This is a genomic window from uncultured Roseobacter sp. (genome assembly GCF_947495025.1).
GTDB lineage: Bacteria > Pseudomonadota > Alphaproteobacteria > Rhodobacterales > Rhodobacteraceae > Roseobacter.
The window spans coordinates 243,859-264,252 of record NZ_CANLXG010000003.1 but is presented as its reverse complement, the minus strand read 5'-3'; the positions used below and the strand labels follow the sequence as shown (position 1 = coordinate 264,252).

Sequence of the window (20,394 nt, the reverse complement as noted above, 5' to 3'; positions counted from 1 at the left end):
TAGGGTCCGATGTGGATTAGGTAGTGCGCTCTGAGAAAGCGCAGGACCTTTCATGCCATCTGATACGACAGCACAGGCGGATACGCCGCAGGCCGACCAGACCCCGGAACAGGAAGAACGGATGTCCGGCCTCCGGACGATCCGGCGGGTCGCCCCGTACCTCTGGCCTGCCGATCAGCCCTGGGTGCGTAAGCGTGTTCTGTGGGCGATGGCCCTTCTGATTTTTTCAAAGCTGATCTCGGTGACGACCCCCTTTTTCTACAAGGGCGCCGTTGATGCGCTGGCCGAAGAGGGTGTGCCGATGCTGGCCCTGGGTGCGGTCGGGCTGACGATCGCCTACGGTATGGCGCGGCTGATGACTGTTGGTTTTCAGCAGCTGCGGGATGCGGTCTTTGCCCGCGTGGGTCAGCGAGCGCTGCGTATGCTGGCGCTGGAGACATTCAATCACATTCATGCGCTGAGTATGCGATACCACATCACGCGCAAAACCGGCGGGCTCAGCCGGATTATCGAACGGGGCGTGAAAGGTGTCGACTTTCTGCTGCGCTTTCTGCTCTTTTCCATCGGTCCGCTTATGCTCGAGCTGCTGCTGGTGGGTATCATCCTGGCGGTGGTTTTTGACTTCTATTACCTGCTCGTCGTGGCGGTCACGATCGGCCTTTATGTCTGGTTTACTTTTGCCGTCACCGAATGGCGGGTGAAACTGCGCCGCGAGATGAACGACCAGGACACGGACGCCAACCAGAAGGCCATCGACAGTCTGCTCAACTTTGAAACGGTGAAATATTTCGGAGCCGAAGAGCGCGAGGCGGATCGTTACGATTCTGCAATGGCAAAATATGAACAGGCGGCGATCAAGACGAGTTACAGCCTGTCATTTCTCAATTTCGGGCAGTCTTTCCTGATCACCTGTGGCCTCATTGGCGTCATGATCATGGCCGCGATGGGCGTGCAGAACGGCACCCTGACGGTGGGCGATTTTGTGATGGTCAATGCCTATATGGTACAGATTACTGTGCCGCTGAACTTTCTGGGTACCGTTTATCGCGAAATCCGGCAGGCACTGGTGGACATGGGTGAAATGTTCAATCTGCTGGAACAGCCGGCGGAAGTCGTGGACGCACCTGATGCCAAGGACCTGAAAGTCGATGGCGGCCGCGTCGAACTTGATGATGTACATTTCGGATACAATGCAGACCGGGCCATTCTGCGGGGCGTGTCGATCACCGCCGAACCGGGTGAGATGGTGGCGATTGTGGGTTCTACCGGGTCCGGTAAATCCACCATCGGACGGCTGTTGTTCCGCTTCTACGACGTGGGCCGCGGTGCGTTGCGTATTGACGGACAGGATGTGCGGCAGGTCACACAGAAGAGCCTGCACATGGCGATCGGCGTGGTGCCTCAGGACACAGTCCTGTTCAACGACACCATCCGGTACAACATTGCCTATGGCCGTGACGGGGCAACACAGCAGGAGATTGAAGAGGCGGCGAAATCCGCTCAGATCCACGATTTCATTCTGTCACTGCCGGACGGGTATGAGACAACTGTCGGCGAGCGGGGGCTCAAGCTCTCGGGCGGGGAGAAACAGCGGGTCGGCATCGCGCGTACACTGCTGAAAGATCCACCCATTCTGCTGCTGGATGAGGCAACATCGGCGCTGGATTCCGAGACCGAATCCGAAATTCAGGATGCGCTGATGCACGCGGGCCGGGGCCGTACGGTGCTGACCATCGCGCACCGGCTGAGTACAATTTCAGAAGCTGACCGAATTATCGTGCTGGAGAAGGGTGAGATTGTCGAACAGGGCACCCATGACGCCCTGCTGGCCCGTGACGGACGCTATGCGCAACTGTGGCGGCGGCAGCAGTCTGAAGAGACTGACTGAGGATTTTCGGGGATGTCACGCGCGCCTGTCGACGTCTCCGCGCCGCTCGGCAGCGCGCAGGGCGGTCAGGTCTGCTGCAGCCTGGGCGCGCTGGGCATCTGCCATCGCGGCGACTTTGCGATCGGCGGATGAAGGTTCTGCCGGGGCCAGCGCTGCTGCCTTGACGACTTCCATCTTGGTCATTGTGGCAGCCGGGTCGTCCGGCACCGGTGACACGTCAATCTGTACTTCGCCGCCGACGGCATAACGCTTTCCATCGGGGCCGACCTGGTAGGTGTAGCTGGGTGCAGATGCATAGGACCCGCCCACTGCGGCATGGGCCTGCTCGTGCCGTCGTACTTCGCTGTCGCGGGCTTTCATTGCGTCGACCATGCGCTCTTCAGCATCGGTCAGGTCGTTCATTGCCCGAGATGTTTTCCCGCCGGCGTTGTCCCGTGGCCTGTTGCCTGCGCCGGCAGGCGCTGCCTCCGGTTCGGACAATCCGCTTTCCGTCGGGCGCGCGACCTGACTGCCGGAAACGGCCGCAGTCTCCGGTGCCTCGCCGCCGCGGTTCCGCTCGGCGATCGCGCGTTGCTGTGCCTGGATCAGTGGGATCACACTGCTCCAGTCAGTTGCTTCGCTGGGTTGTATCGCTTCCATCCCGTCCTCGCATCGGCATCACCGCGGCACAGGCTGCCACAAATGCGTTAATGTCTGGTAACGGGTGGCGGACCCTGTGCGCCGGCGGCCTGCTGACCCACCAGCGCACGATCCTTCAGGATCAGAGTTTTATGCGGAAGGCTGCGAAACCATCAGCGGCTTCGCCGGCGTCCTCGAGCGACAGGCCTTTGACATCGTCAATATAGTCCCGCGCCCTGGGGCCCGTTTCGAACAGAACAGTCGTGTCATCCATTGGTGCAAAGGACCAGTTGGCATCTGCTTTGGGGTCAATCGTGCCCTGTTCGACGATATACCGCACGATCACGTCGCGGTTGGTGTCAGGCGCTTCGAAGATCACGGTATCGCCTTTGGCGCCGGGGAAATCGCCGCCGCCCGATGCCCGGTAATTGTTCGTGGCAACAATGAACTCCATGTCATCGGTCACGGGCGCGCCATTGAATTTCAGATCAACGATACGGGCCGCATCCGGGTTGATCTCAACGCCCTTGGGGTCGAAACGCGAGGGCTGCGACAGGTCGATCTGATACGTGACACCGTCCATCACGTCGAAGTTGTACGACGGGAAAGAGGGGTTCAGAAGGACCGCGTCTTTTGATCCGGCCTCGATCTGGTTGAACATGCCCGCCGAACGTTCGAGCCAGCCGCGCACTTCGGCGCCTGTGATGCGGACCGCGCGCACGGTATTGGGATAGAGATAGAGGTCTGCGACATTTTTGATCGCTACGTCCCCGACCGGCACATCGGTAAAGTACTCCGGACCACCGCGGCCACCGGCTTTGAAAGGTGCTGCCGCGGACAGGATCGGCAGCCCTTCGTGCTCGGTGCCTTTGAGCATTTCGCTCACGTACCACTTCTGTGCAATCGAGACGATCTGCACGGACGGGTCGTCCGCCACAAGCGCAAAGTAGCTGTGCAGCGGTGCCGAGGTCTTGCCAACCGCGCGGCGCACATAGGCCAGCGTTTCCTCGTGATCCTGTGCCGCTGAGGCCAGCACGGCCTGGTCATCGCCGACGAGGGCTGTGATCGACCTGTCCTCGTTGCGTTTCGAGATCGGGCGCGCCTCGGATGTCGTGGTTACGACGCGCCATGCATTCCCGTCGCGCTCCAGCAGCAGGTCAAGCACACCAAGGTGCGAGCCCCAGAAACCACCCATCACCGCAGGTTTGCCCATCAGAGTGCCCTTGTCGACGTCGATCCCGGGCCGGTCAGCGAAGGTGGGTGAGGGAAAGACAAGGTGGTTGTGGCCGGTAACAAGTGCGTCGATCCCGTCAACGCCTGCCAGAGCCACCGAGGCGTTTTCCATGCCGTCGGTATGGTCCGCCGAACCGATACCGGAATGCGACAGTGCCAGGATCAGGTCACATCCCTGTTCGCGCATCTCAGGCACCCAGGCCCTGGCGGTTTCAACGATATCACGCGCCTCGACATTGCCTTCGAGGTGCTTGCGGTCCCAGTTCATCACCTGCGGCGGGGTAAAGCCGATGACGCCGACACGGATCGGGTGTTTTGTGCCGTCGCCCATTTCGATCTCGCGGTCGAGGATCGCATAGGGGCGCAGCAGTGTGTCGTCTTCGCGCGGGTTGCTGCCGCGGCTTTTGGCGATATTGGCCAGAACCACGGGAAACTCTGCGCCGGCCAGCGACTTTTCGAGAAACCCGAGGCCATAGTTGAACTCATGGTTGCCCAGCGTCGCAGCATCGTAGCCGATGGTGTTGAACGCATTGATGACCGGGTGGCTGTCACCCTCTTTCATGCCCCGTTCATAAGCGATGTAGTCGCCCATCGGGTTGCCCTGCAGAAAGTCGCCATTGTCGACCAGCAGTGAATTCTTTGCTTCTGCCCGGATGTCACTGATGATCGATGCGGTGCGCGACAAACCGACGGTGTCGCGTGGTTTGTCCGCATAATAGTCATAAGGAAAGACATGCACATGGATGTCGGTGGTTTCCATGATGCGCAGGTGGGCCTGGTTGGTCGCGGCGGCAGCCGACCAGGGGTGCAGGGCGATCACCGCCGCCCCGGCGCCCGATGTGGCAAGGAACTGGCGGCGGGAAAATGCAGAGCGGCGAGATGTGGACATGTGGCACCTTCGGAAGTTGTTTCTGAGCAGTCTTCTGGCCAGGTTTCACGACAGGCGCGTGACAGCTTGGGTCACCTCCGTTGCCGGGCCGTGTCCGGGCTTCATACGGGAAAACACTGTCCCCAAAGACGCCATGAGTAAAGTACGGGACGTCCGGTGCCGGTCATCCCGTTGGCGAAAATGCGCCTGGTGTCTGTCTGTTCTGCGGGCAGGTTATTCGGCAGAGACTGCCTTGCCGGTCAGTTTGTCCAGCGCACCGGTCATCATTCCGATGTATTTGGCGTCCGCTGGCAGACCGTGGGCATCTGCGAGTGCTTTGGGCGCGTGGTATGCAACGTGAACAACGCCTTCGGCGTCAGCATAGACAACCACCCGCAGCGGCAGATCAAGGCCGGCAGTCTGGTTTTCCAGCATCGCCGGTGTGCCGAGTTTGGGGTTGCCGAACATCAGCATCTGTGTCGGGCGCAGTTCCATATCGACAGAGGCTGCACCGGCTGCATGGTCTACACGGGCAAAGACCGTAGCGCCCGCGCCGGTCACTGCTGCTTCCAGCCGGTCCATCGTATCGGATACGGAATGCGGGCTGGTTTTGCTGACGAGGTCACCGGCGAGGGCACCTGTCGCGACGACGGTGGAGACGAGGGCGGTTGAAAGGGCTTTGCGCAACATTGTGTGGCTCCTGTTGAAATACATGTGCCACAGGTAGCCCGTTCCGGGTGGAACGTCCCGTCACGAGGGTGTGAGCGGCATTATTCCGCCGCTCTCAGTGCCTCGGGTGCAGGGGTGTCGTCGTCCCAGATCAGTTCCTGGAAAGCAGCACGGCCTGCGTCGCGCTGCAGCGCCCAGTCCCGTGCAGCCCGGCTGGCCCGGCCCATGGACATCTTGGCCAGCAGCGTCGCTATCCAGCGGATGTAGGTTGTTGCCCAGACCCGCACGGCCAGCATCGACGGGGTGACCATCAGCGTCAGGATCGTCGCGATGCCCAGCCCGAAGACAACCGCGGTTGCCAGCTGTTTCCACCAGAGCGCCGTCGGGCTGTCGATGGTATAGCCGCCTTCGGCAAAGTTGAGCGAGAGCCCGAACATCATCGGTGCAAGACCCGCCATGGTCGTGATGGTCGTCAGCAGAACCGGCCGGATCCGTGCCTGTGCGGTGCGGATGATCGCCTCGATCCGGGGCATGTAGCGCTCATATTCCTGATAGGTGTCGATCAGGATGATGTTGTTGTTCACCACAATGCCAGCAAGTGCGACGATGCCGGTACCCGTCATGATGATCGAAAAGGTCTGTCCCATGACGATCATGCCGATCAGCACACCCGTGGTCGACAGAACAACCGCCAGCAGCACCAGCAGTGCGTTGTAGAAACTGTTGAACTGCGCAAGCAGGATGATGAACATCAGACCCAGAGCGGCGAGAAACGCTTTTTGCAGAAAGGCGCCGCTTTCGGCCTGTTCTTCCTGATCGCCGGTCCATTCCCACGAGATGCTGTCGGGCAGAGGGTTGGTGTCGAGCCACTCGGTCAGCAGCGCAATCCGCTCGTTGGGGTTCACCGGGATCAGCCGCAGCTCGCCGGCTGATACACCCGCCTCAAGGTCACGGTCCTGACCCGCCGGGGTCCGGTCGGTGACTTTGTAGGTCGTCCGGTCAAGCGAGGTGAAATCGGCGTCGGCCCCTGCAGGGCGCAGCATGGCCAGCGTTGTGCTGGTCTCTGTCCCGCCCGCGGCGACTGTTTCCACGACCTTCATCAGGCCGGGGGCCACATCGGCTTTGACGTCAAAGTACCGCTTCTGATCGATGCGGTTGATCTCCGCCAGTTTCGGCACCGGGGTGCGTTCGATGAAGTTTGACAGCGGTACCAGTCCGTCGACGGTGCGCACGCGCAGTGTGTCCAGTGTCGACAGCACGCGATCCTCTGCAGGCAACCTGACACGGATGTCGATTTCTTCGTCGGAGGTGTCAACGCGCATCGTGTCCAGTGTGATCCCGCGCGTGACCAGCTGCACCATTGCACCCACGGTCGCCACGTCGGCGCCGTAGCGGCCGGCTTTTTCCACGTCCACGTCAATCTGCCAGTCAATACCGGGCAGGGGGCGTGTATCTTCGATCAGGGTCAGACCCGGCGTGTTTTCGAACTGCACTCTTGCAGCCTCAACGGCCGTTGCAAGGTCGATGAAACTGTCCGACTTGAGCCGCAGGTGAACAGGTTTGCCGGATGCCGGGCCCTGTGCCAGTTCACTGATCTCGATCTTGACGCCGGGCAGTGTTTCCAGCTGCTCAGTAAGCTCGGCGATCACGATGTTGCCGTCCAGTTCAGGGCGCCCGGCCCGGTCCTCCCAGGGGATCGTCTCAAACTGAACCTGGCCCACAGTATCCTTGGGGATCGCAGCGCCACTGCTGTCGGTGTTCAGGCCGCCCTGACCGGCAAAGGAAAAGGCGTTGATGATGCCCGGATGCGCCAGAACGATGTCCTCGGCCTGGCGAACCAGCGTGTCTTTCTCTTCGAGGCTCAGGTTACCCCGGGCGAGCACATAGACGATGCCCTGTTCGGGTTCGGATTCGACAAAGAACTCAACGCCGTTGTTGTTGTTGGTGAAGAAGATCAGAACCGTGCCGACGAACACAAACACTGTTCCGGCCATCACCAGCGGCATAACGGGGTTGCCGACAATACCTGCAATCACATGGCCAAAGCCCGAGCGCTGGTAGCCGGCGTTGATCTTCTGCGGCTCGGCGCGGAAGAGTTTTGACACGAACCAGCTGCCCCAGCGCCCGAGACGCGTCAGCAGGGCAAAGGTGGCGATCAGCGCCACAAGAACGCCGCCAAGTGCGACTGCAAGCAATGCGGTTGCTGCCAGGATGTGCAGGAAGACAATCAGGAAGGTCGGAACAACAGAGCCGATGATATCGAGACCGTCCATCCCGGCGAACTGCGCGGCCACACCGCCAAAGACCGGTCCCATCAGTGCCGCAGCGCCGATCATCAGGAAAGCGATCGGGAAAAGTGCGGCATGCAGATACCAGCGCAGGCCGGCGACCGCCTGCATATAATCCGCCATCCAGCGCTCGAGGCGACCTGTCACACCACCCATGACGGGCAGATAGATAAGCGCCACAACAAGCGAAGCGGAAAGCACAAAGATCAGGGTGACGGGCAACATGCCCATGAATTCGCCCGGTACACCCGGCCAGAAGAGCATCGGCAGGAAGGCACAGAGCGTCGTCGCGGTCGAGGAAATGATCGGCCAGAACATGCGTCTGGCTGCCTCCACATAGGCCTTCATCGGGCCCACGCCTTCCTGCTGGCGTTTGTCGGCGTATTCCACCACCACGATGGCACCATCCACCAGCATGCCGACCGCGAGGATCAGACCGAACATGACAATGTTCGAGATTGAGATGCCCATGACAGCTAGGAACGCGAAACACAAAAGGAATGATGTCGGGATAGCAAAACCCACAAGCAGGGCAGCGCGGATGCCGAGAGCGGCCAGCACCACGATCATCACCAGGGCAATTGCGGTAAAGACCGAGCCCAGCAGCTGCTGCACCATGGCATCGACGATACGGCTCTGGTCGTTGGAGGTGCCGACTGTCACAGCGGCCTGAAGGCCCTCAGGCCAGCCTTCGCTGCGCTCCGCCACGAGGGCTTTGACCTCGTTCGCGGTGTCGATGAGATTGAAGCCCTTGCGCTTTACAACCTGCAGCGCCAGCGAGTTTTCACCGTTGAACCGGGCGGTCCCTGCGCGGTCCTCGAATGTCAGGTTGATCGTGGTCAGATCACCCAGCGTGACCACACGGTCGCCGTTTGTCTTGACCGGCAGGTTATAGACGTCGCGCGCCTCGTCAAAAGACGAGGGGATCTTGACGGCAAATGTGCCCTGGGCCGTGTCCACTTCGCCCGCCGCGATCAGCTGGTTGTTGTTCTGGACGGTGTTGATCAGTTCGCCTGCTGTGACGTTGTAGGCCTCCAGGCGCAGCGGGTCGATCAGCACTTCAAGCATTTCGTCGCGACTGCCGGCGATACCTGCCTCCAGCACCGCGTCCATGGCCTCGATATCGTCCTGCAGGTCTTTGGCCACACGGTTCATCGTGCGTTCGGGGACCGGCCCGGTCAGGTTTACGATGATGATCGGAAACTCTGAGAAGTTGATCTCATTGATGGAATAGGTCTCGGCACCGTCCGGAAATTCGGCCTCGGCCTTGCTCATCGCATCCCGCACATCTGCAAGAATTTTGGTCTTGTCCCAGCCAAACTCGAATTCCAGCGCCACACCGGCATAGCTTTCTGCGGCGGTGCCGGACATGGATTTCAGGCCGTCCAGGTCCGCCAGTTCTGTCTCCATCGGTTTGACCAGCAGCGTCTCGCTGTCTGCGGCAGAAATACCGGGGAAGGGAACAGAAACGAAAAGCGCCGGGATCTCGATGTCCGGCTCACCCTCTTTTGGCAGGGTGGAATAGGAATATCCGCCCACCACAAGGCTGAGCAGGATAAAGGCGACAACCATCCGCGCGCGGCTGGCAGCCCAGTCAACGATACCGGTCACTGGCTCAGCTCCTGCCAGGTGGGCGCGACCCTTACGCCCGCAATCACATATTCCTGACCCAGAACGATGACGTCGGCACTGTCATCCAGCCCGGTCAGCCAGACGCCTTCAGGCGTGTCGCGCATCAGCCGGACCTCGTGGAACTCCACGATTGCGTCTTCGTTGATTGTGCGCACGCCCAGCGTGCCTTCGTCGTTCAGAGTCAAAGCGGATTGCGGCAACAGGTGCGCCGTAGCCCCTGCAGCGGAGATCAGAATTTCGGCAGTCTGACCGTCGCGGATGCTCAGATCGGGGTTCGGAACCTCGATTTCCACACGGAAGGTGCGGGTGGTTTCGTCCGCAGAGCGCGACAGGAAGGTAACCTGACCGCGTACCGGTGCGGCACGACCCAGGGGCGCTGTACTGTCGCCTGCCACCAGCTGTGCGCCTGCATCAGCGCCGATGCGCACGCGGCTGACCTCGGTCTCGGGCACAAAGGCCACCAGTTTGATCGGGTCCAGCTGGATAATCGTTGCACAGAGCGCGCCGGGCTGCAGCAGCGCGCCGAGTTCGGCCGTATCGCTTTCCAGAAGGCCGCCAAAAGGAGCCCGGATGGTCAGGCGTTCTATTTCCTTTCTGGCGGAAGCGACGCCCGCTTCGGCCGACCGGATACCGGACTGTGCCGCCTGCAGGCCCGCACGCGCCGATTCGATGCCGGCCAGCGCCGAGGCGACGGCCGCATCTGCATTGGCCACACGTGTTGTGGATGCGAAACCGCCTTCACTGAGTTTGCTGGACGCGTTCTGGTTGATCCGTGCCTCATCAAGCTGCGCCAGCGCCTGATCCAGACGCGCGGCGGATTCCGGTACCCGCGCCCGGGCCTCATCCAGCTGCGCGCGTGCCTGCTCGAGTGCTACCCCGCGGGTGCCTTCGTCCAGACGGCAGAGCGCCTGTCCGGCCTCAACCTGGGCGCCTTTGCGCAAGGGTTCAGAGATGACAGTGGCAGAGGTTTCGGACTGTACGTCGACCTCCCGCGCGGCTTCAGTCTGGCCCCTCAGCACAACCGCTGTGTCGATCTGCTGTGCCTCGGAGCGCCGGACCACAACCTTGACCAGGTCTGATCTGGCGGGTGCCGCAGCAGCGGCGTCATCTGCGGTTGCGACCTCTTCGGTCGTTTCGGCAGTGTCCGACCAGCCCATCCACGCATAGAGCGCAGGACGCTGGAAAATATAAACATAAAGAATGGATGCGACCACAACAGCCGCGATCAGAGAAAATACACGCATCTGTAAACGCCTCGAATGCATCAGCAGCTTCTGCTGCCTGGCCGGGCCAGCCCGGCTGGAATATCTCTACGATACTTCGACTGAACTGACCAGTTCAGATTTAGGGATTTTTTGCTTTGAGTGCAATGCCGCCTGTGCGCTCTTGGCTTGGCTGCCCGTGCAGGGTAAGACAAGCGCGAATGTATCTGGCAGGTAATCATGAGCAACACAGACAGTTTCATCGACGAAGTAAACGACGAGGTCCGAAGCGACAGATTTTACGCATCGCTGCGTCGTTATGGCTGGATCGGTATCGTCGCTGTGATTCTGATCGTCGGTGGTGCCGCGTGGAACGAGTACAACAAGGCGCAGGAACGGGCGAAGTCCGAAGCACTGGGTGATGGCCTGCTGGCAGCACTTGCCATTGAGGAGGGGCCGGCGAGAGCAGAGGCACTGACAGCTGTGCCTGCAGAGTCGCCCGCAGCCGGCGCGGTCGCCGAGATGATGGCCGCTGCAGAACAGCATAATGCCGGGCAGACCGGTCTGGCGGTCGAAGCGCTTGACCGTGTTGCCACAAATGGCGACATTGATCCGATTTACCGCCAGATTGCTGCTTTCAAGTCGCTGACACTTCAGGTGGACCGCGTGCCTGCAGACACACTGAGGCCTCAGTTCGAGGCGCTGGCAGCACCGGGCCAGCCGCTGAGCCTGCTGGCACAGGAGCAACTGGCACTGCTCGATATCCGCGAAGGCAATACGTCTGAAGCAATCGACCGGTATCAGGCAGTGCTGCAGGATGCAGCCGTGACCGCGGACTTGCAACAGCGCGCCTTACAGGTGATTGTGTCTCTGGGGGGAACGCCGGATATGGAAAACCTGCCGACCGCCGGTAACTGATGCACCGACGGTACGGTCTCCGGCACAGAGTGAAAAGCAGGGTGGATACGACAGGCCATGACAGTAACTGAGACCGCTGCTGCGCCACGACGCAGCGCCCGTGCAGGCCTTGCGGTGCTGGCTTTTGCCGTATTCCTGGCCGGCTGCGCCGAAGAAGAGGTTATCCTGCCCGGCAAGCGTGAACCAATCCGCGAAGACGCACTGACAGTTGCAACGCTGCCTCAGGAAGGCAGCCGGGCCATTTCGCTGCCCGCCGCCACTGCAAACACCGAATGGACCCAGTCTCCGGGCTCGCCAGATGCGCGTAACGCGCACCCCGCGCTCGGCACGTCGCTGCAGCGCGTCTGGAGTGCTGACATCGGCGAGGGCGACAGCCGGCGCCAGCGCATCACTGCCAATCCGGTCGTTGCTCTGGGCCAGATTTTCACGCTGGATGCAGAATCGCGCGTTACCGCAATTTCGCTGTCCGGTCAGACCGTGTGGGCGACCGACATCCGCCCCAGGCGCGACAGTGACGGTCAGGCGACCGGCGGTGGACTTGCCTTTGCAGACGGGCGCGTTTTTGTGAGCAGCGGCTATGGTACACTGGTTGCGCTGGATGCCGTTTCGGGCGAACTGCTGTGGCGCCAGCGGCTCGAGGGTACAGGATCGGGTGCGCCCTCTGTCTCGGGCGGGCTTGTGTACCTCACATCCGGTGATGACACCGGGTGGGCGGTGTCTGCTGAAGACGGTCGCGTTATATGGCAACTGACGGCGTCGCCCGATGAAAACAACGTGCTCGGCGCGCCGGCACCGGCAATTGCAGGCGATCTGGCGATTTTCGGGTTCGGCTCGGGCGAGATCCAGGCAGTTTTCCGGCGCGGCGGTCTGCGCCGGTGGGACGCGTCGGTCGTCGGAGAGCGTTTCGGCAGGGCACTGAGCAATGTGGGCGACGTGACCGGTGCACCGGTTATTGCAGGCAATTCCGTTTATGTCGGCAACCAGTCGGGACGCATTGTTTCGCTGAACCTCGGCTCGGGAGAGCGTCGCTGGACGGCCCGTGATGGCGCGACAGGCCCGGTCCAGCCTGCCGGCGACAGTATCTTTGCAGTATCTGATCTGGGGCAGCTGGTCCGGATCGACAGCGCCACCGGTGAGCGTATCTGGGCGGTGAATCTGCCGGGCTTTGTCAAAGACCGGCCCAACAGGCGCGCGGAAATTTTTGTGCACCACGGCCCGATCCTTGCCGGGGGGCGGATCCATCTGGCATCAAGCGATGGTCTTCTGCGTTCTTTTGATCCGGTCGACGGTACCCTGACGGGCAGTGTCGAGATACCGGGCGGGGCGACGTCTGCACCTGTGGTGGCGGGGAATGTTCTCTACGTTGTTTCGACAAAAGGTGAACTGCACGCTTTCCGTTGACGCCAAGGTGCGTTAAAGCGCGCATCTGAACCCGAACCGGAGCGATCCATGTCTTTCACCCTCGCCATCGTGGGGCGGCCCAATGTCGGCAAATCCACGTTGTTTAACCGTCTGGTAGGTAAACGCCTGGCGCTGGTCGATGATCAGCCCGGCGTGACCCGTGATCTGCGTGAAGGTGCTGCGCGGCTGGCGGATCTGCGGTTCACTGTGATCGACACGGCAGGCCTCGAGGAAGTGACCGACGACAGTCTTCAGGGCCGGATGCGGCGCCTGACCGAGCGCGCGGTCGATATGGCAGATATCTGTCTGTTTATGGTCGACGCGCGCGTGGGCATTACGCCGTCTGATCTGGTTTTCGCCGATATTCTGCGCAAACGGTCCGCACATGTTATCCTCGCGGCAAACAAGTCCGAGGGGGCGGCGGCAGATGCGGGCGTGATCGAGGCCTATTCGCTGGGTCTGGGGGAGCCGATCCGTCTGTCTGCGGAACATGGTGAGGGGCTCAACGATCTTTACACTCACCTGATGCCGCTCGCGGATCAGTTTGCCGAACGCGCCGCAGAAGATGCGCCCGAAACCGATGTGTCGCTCGACGAAGACGAAGGGGATATGGATGCGGCGATCCCCATGCCCACGGCAAAAAAGCCGTTGCAGGTCGCTGTCGTCGGCAGACCCAATGCGGGCAAATCTACCCTGATCAATCAGATCGTCGGCGAAGATCGTCTGCTGACCGGGCCGGAGGCGGGCATCACCCGCGATGCAATTTCCCTGCGGATTGACTGGGCCGGCCCGGACGATGTGACGCTGCCGATGCGGATCTTTGACACCGCCGGCATGCGCAAAAAGGCCAAGGTCCAGGAAAAGCTGGAAAAACTGTCTGTGGGCGACGGTCTGCGGGCTGTGAAGTTTGCCGAGGTGGTCATTGTACTGCTGGATGCTGCGATCCCGTTCGAGCAACAGGATCTGCGCATTGCCGACCTGGCAGAGCGCGAAGGCCGGGCAGTGGTCGTTGCCGTAAACAAGTGGGATATCGAAGAAGACCGTCAGGCCAAGCTCAAGGAGCTGAAAGAAAGTTTCGAGCGTCTGCTCCCGCAGCTGCGCGGCGCACCGCTCATCACGGTTTCTGCCAAAACGGGCAGGGGGCTTGATCGACTGCACCAGGCTGTCGTGCGTGCCTATGAAACCTGGAACCGCCGGGTGACAACGGCACAGCTGAACCGCTGGCTGACCGGTATGGTCGAGGCGCATCCGCCACCCGCGCCGCAGGGTAAGCGGATCAAGCTGCGGTATATGACGCAGGCCAAGACGCGCCCGCCGGGTTTTGTGGTGATGTGCAGCCATCCCGACAAGGTGCCCGAAAGCTACAGCCGGTATCTGGTAAATGGCCTGCGCCTCGATTTTGACATGCCCGGCACCCCGATCCGGCTGTGGATGCGCGGCCAGAACGACGCAAACCCCTACAAGGGACGCAAAAAAGCGCCACCGTCAAAACTGCGCAAGCACACTGACGGCCGGCGCCGCGACTGACCAGTCAGCTGTTGCGGTAAGCCCGCCAGGCCGGAACAGTGAGCGCTGCGGCACCACCTGCGGCCAGCGCGGCAACAGTTGCTTCTGAGGCAGCGTTCTGAACGACGATTGCCACAAGCGCCCAGATCACAGCGATGGCATAGGTTGGCCCACGTCCGAGCTGGTTCTGAACCGCAGACGCGATGACCAGCGCCATGAAGACAAAAACAAAGGCCGCCGTTCGTTCGTCCATAAAGCCATAGCCCGCCGCGATAAGCCCCAGTGACACTGAGCTCGCCGCACTGAGCCAGCCGGCATAAAGCCCGACCGGCAGCAGCGCCCAGAGGCGGTCGGTCGGTGGTGCGCGAAAGAGTGCTGCCAGCGCGGGCAGCAGCATGGCCCAGATCAGGATACTGGCCCAGACCGGGCTTTGTACCGCGACAGGCAGCCAGACCGACCCGATGGCCAGTGACACGCAGAGCGGCACCCGCATGGCGTGCCAGTCTGCATCCCCGGACCTGCGCATCAGGCCAAAGCCCATACCAGCCAGCAGCCAAAGATAGATCACCCCCCAGATCGCAAAGGCATAGCCCGCTGGCTGAACAGGCGGATCATTCTGCGGTACGGGAAACTGATCGGCATCGAATCCACCGAAATCAGGGACCCAGAAAGCCGAGCCGGCAAAGGTGATGCAGAGCACAAAGCTCAGAAGTGCTGTGAGTTTCAAGTCCTGTTCCTTCGATCCTGCAACGGGCCGGTAAAGGCACCGCGCGCCCGGGTAATCGGGCCTGCGTCTTTGCCAGCTAACCTGGTGCGCAGCAAAGGGGAAGCAAATGGCGGTGATCGCGATATTCTGTGACGGAACCTGGAACAGCCCCGGAGCAGGGCTGAGCACGCATGTCCTGCGCGAGGCCGATGCCTGTGCCCGCATGCCTGACCAGATTGTTCTGTATTTTCCCGGTGTGGGGACAGGCACGGGGATGGTCAGCGAGCTGGGGCGGCGGATCAGTCGCATCGGGGGCGGCCTCTTCGGCTGGGGCCTGAACCGCAATATCCGGGCCGCATATCTGGAGCTGTGTCGGATCTATCAGCCGGGCGACCGGATCATGATTTTTGGTTTTTCGCGGGGCGCATACACAGCCAGATCGCTGGTCGGCATGATCCGCAAGTGTGGTATTCTGGAAAAGCCGGCAAGGCTGAACGCCTGGCGCGCATTCCGGCTCTACCGCAGGCGGGGTGCTGAAAACGGACCGGACGCACCTGATGTGATGGCCGCCCGACGCAGGCTGTCGCCCGGGTATGCGACCAGCCAGGCGGATATTGAGATGCGTGCTGACGGCAGTAATCTTGTGCGCATCTCTTATCTTGGCGTCTGGGATACAGTGGGCGCGCTGGGTATTCCCCAGGCCGTTCTGGGCGGAATAGCCCGGGCCTGGAACCGCCGGTATCAGTTCCATGATACATCTCTGTCGCGACTGGTTGAGCATGCCCGACACGCTGTGGCGCTTGATGAGCGTCGTGTTCTTTTCGAGCCGTCTTTGTGGGACAATCTGGATCAGAAGCCAGGTGATCCCGGGCTTAACCGGGGAGATCAGGGACTTGAGCGGCCTTATCAGCAGGTCTGGTTTGCCGGCAACCACAGTATTGTCGGTGGCGCCGTTGCGGCGCAGGGTCTGGCAGCCGTTCCGGCCCGGTTTGTGATGGAGGAGGCAGAGCGCCTCGGGCTGCAGAGCCGGCGCGCCGGGTTGCCGCGCCCGGATGCAACCGGGCCGGCGCCGGACATCGACGATGTGCGCGGACTGTACAGGTTTTTTCCGGTGCTGCTGCGCTGGCGCGCAGGTCCGCAGACCCCACGCGGCCTGCATCCCTCGGTGCTGACCCGGATGGCGCGCCGCAATGACTACCGGCCCGGCAGCCTCCGCTGGCTCTTTCCGGAGCTTTTCGACGGTGACTGACGCTGTGTGCGTCGGGCGATACCCCTTGTGACCGGCGTCGGGGGCAGCTAGGACGCGTCATCTGACCGTTTCCGGGATGCCGACGATGCAGGACACAGCCAACGAAGAAATTCTCGCGACCGTTGCGGCCTCAACCGGCCGGCGCGTTCTGGGCATCGGTATGCTTGCCTTTCTGGCAGTGATGGTGATTTACGTGGCGCTGGCGTCGCCGCCGACACTGGGCTGGCAGCTTTTCCTCCTGGCGCTGGGCACCGGTTCGCTGATGATCGCGGATGCGATGCGACGGTCGACCTCTCATGTGCTGGAACTCACCCGGTCCGAACTGCGCGAAAGCGGTGGCACGGTGATTGCGCGGACAGCAGACATTACCGGTATTGACCGGGGTGCCTTTGCCTTCAAGCCATCCAATGGTTTTCTGATTCACACCACCGTTTCCGGTACGCGCCACTGGCGGCCGGGGCTGTGGTGGCGCATGGGCAGGCGTGTGGGTGTGGGCGGAATGACGCCGAAAAACCAGACCAAACTGATGGCCGAAATCATTGCGATGATGATCGAGGAACGTAGTCAGGACGGTGTATCCTCCTGAAAAGGAGTGCAGTTCTCTCACTGTGCATGTCTGTGCGGCCGTTTTTAACGGGCTGTTAAGGTTTTTTGCCGAACGGTTTGCATGCGGCGTTCTGAAAAGTTTTCAAACTGCCCAAAAAACTGGCACTTTTTGTGATGCCAGCGTAGGGTCAGGGGGTCGTTCCCGGGCAATTACGTCCGACCAGAAGGAGAGAGAACTTGACACAAAACGCGCGCGAACCGAGTTTCCGTGAAAGTGTGGATCAGATGTTCAACCGGGCTGTGGCCCTGATGGATCTGTCGCCCGGCCTGGAAGAAAAGATCAGGGTTTGCAACGCCACCTACACCGTTCGTTTCGGTGTCCGCCTGCGCGGCGAGATCAGGACATTTACCGGCTACAGGTCGGTGCATTCAGAGCATATGGAACCGGTCAAGGGCGGGATCCGCTATTCACTTGGCGTCAATCAGGATGAGGTTGAGGCGCTTGCGGCTCTGATGACCTATAAATGCGCGCTGGTAGAAGCACCCTTTGGCGGCTCCAAGGGCGGTCTTTGCGTTGACCCGCGCGAATATGAGCCGCATGAGCTTGAACTGATCACCCGGCGTTTTGCCTACGAACTGATCAAGCGCGATCTGATCAATCCGTCACAGAACGTGCCGGCCCCGGATATGGGCACGGGCGAGCGTGAAATGGCCTGGATTGCCGACCAGTACAAACGGATGAACACCACAGACATCAACGGCAACGCCTGTGTCACGGGCAAGCCGCCCAATGCGGGTGGTATTGCGGGCCGTGTCGAGGCAACGGGGCGCGGTGTCCAGTATGCCCTGCGGGCGTTTTTCCGCGATGGCGAGGGCATGAAAAAAGCCGGCATGACGGGCAGCCTTTCGGGCAAACGCGTAATCGTACAGGGTCTGGGCAACGTGGGATATCACGCCGCCAAATTCCTTTCGGAAGAAGACGACAGTATTATTGTCGGTATCATCGAACGGGACGGTGCGCTTTATAATCCCGAGGGCCTCGATGTCGAAAACATCCGTGCCTGGATTGCGAAACACGGTGGCATCGCCGGGTACTCGGACCGGCATCAGGTGACCGACGGCGCCTCGGTTCTGGAGCAGGACTGCGACATCCTGATCCCGGCCGCACTGGAAGGGGTCATCAATCTTTCGAACGCAGACCGGATCAGAGCACCGCTGATTATTGAGGCGGCAAACGGGCCGGTCACGGCCGGGGCAGACCAGATACTGCGTGAAAAGGGAACTGTGATCATCCCGGACATGTATGCCAATGCGGGCGGTGTGACGGTCAGCTATTTTGAGTGGGTCAAGAACCTGAGCCATATCCGGTTTGGCAGGATGCAGCGGCGCCAGGAGGAATCACGCCACGAGCTTCTGATCAATGAGCTGGAGCGGCTGTCTACGGACACCGGTGTCGGCTGGCAGCTGAGCCCGGATTTCAAGCAGAAGTATCTGCGTGGCGCGGGCGAGCTTGAGCTGGTGAGGTCCGGCCTCGATGACACAATGCGCATTGCCTATGAATCAATGGCGCAGGTCTGGCACAGCCGGGAGGATATAGACGATCTGCGCACGGCGGCTTATCTTGTGGCCATTGAGAAGGTCGCGTCGAGCTATCAGGCCAAAGGTCTCTGATCCGGCCCGGCCACCGGGAAGGGATCAGCAATGACCAGTGTTTCGTTTTCCTGCAACTGCGGCACGCTGAAAGGCGTGCTGCATGAGGCTACGCCGCAGAATGTATGCCATCTTGTGTGTTTCTGCCGCGACTGCCGGGCCTTTGCCCGCCATATGGGGCAGGCGGGGCATCTGGAACCTGGGGGCGGCAGCCCGCTTGTTCAGGTCCTGCCGGCACGTATTGAAATCTCGGACGGGGTCGATCAGATCGCCTGTCTCAGGCTGTCTCCCAAAGGGTTGCACCGCTGGTACGCCGCCTGCTGTAACACGCCGCTGGCGAACACGGTTGGGTCGCCGCGTATGCCGCTGGCAGGTATGTGGCGTGGTCTGTTCGGGCAGACTGAGGTATTCGGCCCGGTCACTACTCTGGGTTTTACGAAACATGCAGTGCGCGAGCCGGGAGCGCCGAAGCGCGATAAGGGTATTATCCGCATGATGGGCGGGCTGCTGGGGCGGGCGGTCCCGGCCTGGATGTCCGGAACGGCGCGACAGTCTCCGTTTTTCGATGAACACGGCGCGCCGGTCTCGCCGCCCGTGGTGCTGGACCTGTCGCAGCGCAACGCGCTCTATAACGACTGAGGCCTCCCCGGCCAAAGGCGTTCTCTCCGCGACATTTCAGGTCGGTTTCAGTCGTAGATCAGCGCTGACAGTGTTGTTAGGGTACCCCGAACAGCATGGAGTACTTACGTGAAATTCTCTGGCCTGCGCGTTCTCAGAGAGGGGCTGACCGGCAATAAAGGCTGGACGCCGCACTGGCGCGATCCTGAGCCCAAAGCGGAATACGATGTGATCATCATCGGCGGCGGTGGGCATGGTTTGTCAACAGCTTACTACCTGGCGAAAAATCACGGCATGACCAACATAGCCGTTCTGGAAAAAGGCTACATCGGTGGCGGGAACGTCGGACGTAACACCACGATTGTGCGTGCCAATTATTTTCTGCCCGGAAATTCCGAGTTCTACAGCCATTCGCTGAAACTCTGGGAGGGGCTGGAAGAAGAGCTGAATTACAACGTGATGCATTCGCAGCGCGGACTGATCAACCTGTTTCATTCCGACGGTCAGCGCGATGCCTTTGTCAGACGGGGCAATGCGATGCTGGCGCAGGGAGATGATGCCATCCTGCTGAGCCGCGACGGGGTGCGCAAGCATCTGCCCTATCTGGATTTCGACAATATCCGCTTTCCTGTCTATGGCGGCCTGCTGCATCCGCGCGGTGGTTCGGCGCGGCACGACGCCGTCGCCTGGGGCTATGCGCGCGGCGCGGACCAGCGAGGTGTCGATCTGCTCCAGTCCTGTGAGGTCACCGGCATTGATATCGCGAACGGTAAGGTCACCGGTGTTCAGACCACCCGCGGTGCCATCCGGGCAAAGAAAGTGGCGATTGTGACAGCCGGACGCTCGGGGCAGGTGGCCGCGATGGCAGGCATGCGGCTGCCCATCGAGAGCCACGTCCTGCAGGCCTTTGTGACCGAGGGTCTTAAGCCGGTGATCAACCATGTGGTCAGTTTCGGCATGGGCCATTTCTACATCAGCCAGTCCGACAAGGGCGGTCTCGTGTTCGGGGGCGATCTCGATTTTTATGCCTCTTATGCCAGCCGGGGAAACCTGCCGCTGAAAGAACATGTGATGGAGGCCGGCATGACGCTGATGCCGATGATCGGCAAGGCCCGCGTGCTTCGGTCCTGGGGGGGGATCATGGATATGACGCCGGACGGCTCACCCATCATCGACCGCACAGATACCGAGGGTCTTTTTATCGACTGCGGCTGGTGCTACGGCGGATTCAAGGCCGTGCCAGGCTCGGGCTGGGCACTGGCGCATCTGGTAGCGACGGGCAATCATCACGAAAGCGCAGCGGGTTTCCGGCTCGACCGGTTCCGTACCGGGCGTGGGCTGATGGATGAAGAGGGCACCGGCTCTCAGCATAACCTGCACTGAGGGGGGTCAGATGACGGGA

The 20,394-nt window shown here is 61.1% G+C and carries 15 protein-coding genes; 9 read left to right on the top strand and 6 right to left on the bottom strand.

Annotated features, from left to right (window positions below; genetic code table 11):
• The first annotated feature begins 52 nt into the window (after nucleotides 1-52).
• On the top strand, nucleotides 53-1,888 hold the full coding sequence (locus tag Q0792_RS15440; RefSeq protein WP_298842685.1) for an ABC transporter ATP-binding protein/permease: 1,836 nt from the start codon (nucleotides 53-55) through the stop codon (nucleotides 1,886-1,888).
• A gap of 15 nt (nucleotides 1,889-1,903) precedes the next feature.
• Here the strand turns inward: Q0792_RS15440 and Q0792_RS15435 are convergent, their stop codons facing one another.
• From Q0792_RS15435 to Q0792_RS15415, 5 genes are all read right to left on the bottom strand, one after another.
• On the bottom strand, nucleotides 1,904-2,527 hold the full coding sequence (locus Q0792_RS15435) for a putative metalloprotease CJM1_0395 family protein (protein ID WP_298842682.1): 624 nt from the start codon (nucleotides 2,525-2,527) through the stop codon (nucleotides 1,904-1,906).
• Nucleotides 2,528-2,648: 121 nt separating this feature from the next.
• On the bottom strand, nucleotides 2,649-4,628 hold the full coding sequence (locus Q0792_RS15430; protein WP_298842679.1) for a bifunctional 2',3'-cyclic-nucleotide 2'-phosphodiesterase/3'-nucleotidase: 1,980 nt from the start codon (nucleotides 4,626-4,628) through the stop codon (nucleotides 2,649-2,651).
• A gap of 213 nt (nucleotides 4,629-4,841) precedes the next feature.
• On the bottom strand, nucleotides 4,842-5,297 hold the full coding sequence (locus tag Q0792_RS15425; protein WP_298842676.1) for a DUF302 domain-containing protein: 456 nt from the start codon (nucleotides 5,295-5,297) through the stop codon (nucleotides 4,842-4,844).
• A gap of 80 nt (nucleotides 5,298-5,377) precedes the next feature.
• A complete protein-coding gene (locus Q0792_RS15420) occupies nucleotides 5,378-9,175 on the bottom strand; it encodes an efflux RND transporter permease subunit (protein ID WP_298842674.1) in 3,798 nt (1,265 codons plus the stop codon).
• Nucleotides 9,172-10,440, bottom strand: a complete 1,269-nt coding sequence (locus tag Q0792_RS15415) for an efflux RND transporter periplasmic adaptor subunit (protein ID WP_298842671.1) — start codon at nucleotides 10,438-10,440, stop codon at nucleotides 9,172-9,174. Before Q0792_RS15415 ends, Q0792_RS15420 begins: the two co-directional genes overlap by 4 nt.
• A 198-nt stretch (nucleotides 10,441-10,638) precedes the next feature.
• Between Q0792_RS15415 and Q0792_RS15410 the strand changes: the two genes are divergently transcribed.
• From Q0792_RS15410 to der, 3 genes are read left to right on the top strand one after another with little or no spacing between them, the layout of a single operon-like run.
• The gene (locus tag Q0792_RS15410) at nucleotides 10,639-11,316 is read left to right on the top strand and encodes a hypothetical protein (RefSeq protein ID WP_298842668.1); all 678 of its coding nucleotides are present in this window, start codon (nucleotides 10,639-10,641) and stop codon (nucleotides 11,314-11,316) included.
• A 57-nt stretch (nucleotides 11,317-11,373) separates the two neighbouring features.
• Complete coding sequence (locus Q0792_RS15405) at nucleotides 11,374-12,717, top strand: PQQ-binding-like beta-propeller repeat protein (RefSeq protein ID WP_298842666.1); 1,344 nt, start codon at nucleotides 11,374-11,376, stop codon at nucleotides 12,715-12,717.
• Nucleotides 12,718-12,765: 48 nt separating this feature from the next.
• Nucleotides 12,766-14,244, top strand: coding sequence for a ribosome biogenesis GTPase Der (gene der / locus Q0792_RS15400; RefSeq protein WP_298842664.1), 1,479 nt, complete (start codon nucleotides 12,766-12,768; stop codon nucleotides 14,242-14,244).
• A gap of 4 nt (nucleotides 14,245-14,248) precedes the next feature.
• On the opposite strand, the gene Q0792_RS15395 is transcribed toward der, so the two are convergent.
• Nucleotides 14,249-14,950, bottom strand: coding sequence for a hypothetical protein (locus Q0792_RS15395; protein ID WP_298842661.1), 702 nt, complete (start codon nucleotides 14,948-14,950; stop codon nucleotides 14,249-14,251).
• Nucleotides 14,951-15,056: 106 nt separating this feature from the next.
• Here Q0792_RS15395 and Q0792_RS15390 point away from each other — a divergent pair, with 106 nt between their 5' ends.
• The 5 genes from Q0792_RS15390 to Q0792_RS15370 all read left to right on the top strand — a co-directional run bounded on the left by Q0792_RS15390 (nucleotide 15,057) and on the right by Q0792_RS15370 (nucleotide 20,375).
• Nucleotides 15,057-16,178 (top strand): DUF2235 domain-containing protein, encoded by a 1,122-nt coding sequence (locus tag Q0792_RS15390; protein ID WP_298842660.1) that lies wholly within the window; start codon nucleotides 15,057-15,059, stop codon nucleotides 16,176-16,178.
• A gap of 85 nt (nucleotides 16,179-16,263) precedes the next feature.
• Nucleotides 16,264-16,764, top strand: a complete 501-nt coding sequence (locus tag Q0792_RS15385; RefSeq protein WP_298842658.1) for a hypothetical protein — start codon at nucleotides 16,264-16,266, stop codon at nucleotides 16,762-16,764.
• Between the two features lie 245 nt (nucleotides 16,765-17,009).
• Nucleotides 17,010-18,395, top strand: coding sequence for a Glu/Leu/Phe/Val dehydrogenase (locus Q0792_RS15380; protein ID WP_298843821.1), 1,386 nt, complete (start codon nucleotides 17,010-17,012; stop codon nucleotides 18,393-18,395).
• A gap of 30 nt (nucleotides 18,396-18,425) precedes the next feature.
• Nucleotides 18,426-19,013 carry a DUF6151 family protein gene (locus Q0792_RS15375; protein ID WP_298842656.1) on the top strand — a complete coding sequence of 196 codons (588 nt, stop codon included), beginning with the start codon at nucleotides 18,426-18,428 and terminating at the stop codon, nucleotides 19,011-19,013.
• A 108-nt stretch (nucleotides 19,014-19,121) separates the two neighbouring features.
• Nucleotides 19,122-20,375: a sarcosine oxidase subunit beta family protein gene (locus Q0792_RS15370; protein WP_298842653.1), complete on the top strand. Its 1,254-nt coding sequence runs from the start codon at nucleotides 19,122-19,124 to the stop codon at nucleotides 20,373-20,375.
• Nucleotides 20,376-20,394 lie beyond the last annotated feature (19 nt).

Excerpts from the sequence above, each read along its gene's own strand:
- Q0792_RS15440 (WP_298842685.1), top strand. The coding sequence starts at position 53 with ATGCCATCTGATACGACAGCACAGGCGGATACGCCGCAGGCCGACCAG.
- Q0792_RS15435 (WP_298842682.1), bottom strand. The coding sequence starts at position 2,527 with ATGGAAGCGATACAACCCAGCGAAGCAACTGACTGGAGCAGTGTGATC.
- Q0792_RS15430 (WP_298842679.1), bottom strand. The coding sequence starts at position 4,628 with ATGTCCACATCTCGCCGCTCTGCATTTTCCCGCCGCCAGTTCCTTGCC.
- Q0792_RS15425 (WP_298842676.1), bottom strand. The coding sequence starts at position 5,297 with ATGTTGCGCAAAGCCCTTTCAACCGCCCTCGTCTCCACCGTCGTCGCG.
- Q0792_RS15415 (WP_298842671.1), bottom strand. The coding sequence starts at position 10,440 with ATGCGTGTATTTTCTCTGATCGCGGCTGTTGTGGTCGCATCCATTCTT.
- Q0792_RS15410 (WP_298842668.1), top strand. The coding sequence starts at position 10,639 with ATGAGCAACACAGACAGTTTCATCGACGAAGTAAACGACGAGGTCCGA.
- Q0792_RS15405 (WP_298842666.1), top strand. The coding sequence starts at position 11,374 with ATGACAGTAACTGAGACCGCTGCTGCGCCACGACGCAGCGCCCGTGCA.
- der (WP_298842664.1), top strand. The coding sequence starts at position 12,766 with ATGTCTTTCACCCTCGCCATCGTGGGGCGGCCCAATGTCGGCAAATCC.
- Q0792_RS15390 (WP_298842660.1), top strand. The coding sequence starts at position 15,057 with ATGGCGGTGATCGCGATATTCTGTGACGGAACCTGGAACAGCCCCGGA.
- Q0792_RS15385 (WP_298842658.1), top strand. The coding sequence starts at position 16,264 with ATGCAGGACACAGCCAACGAAGAAATTCTCGCGACCGTTGCGGCCTCA.
- Q0792_RS15380 (WP_298843821.1), top strand. The coding sequence starts at position 17,010 with ATGTTCAACCGGGCTGTGGCCCTGATGGATCTGTCGCCCGGCCTGGAA.
- Q0792_RS15375 (WP_298842656.1), top strand. The coding sequence starts at position 18,426 with ATGACCAGTGTTTCGTTTTCCTGCAACTGCGGCACGCTGAAAGGCGTG.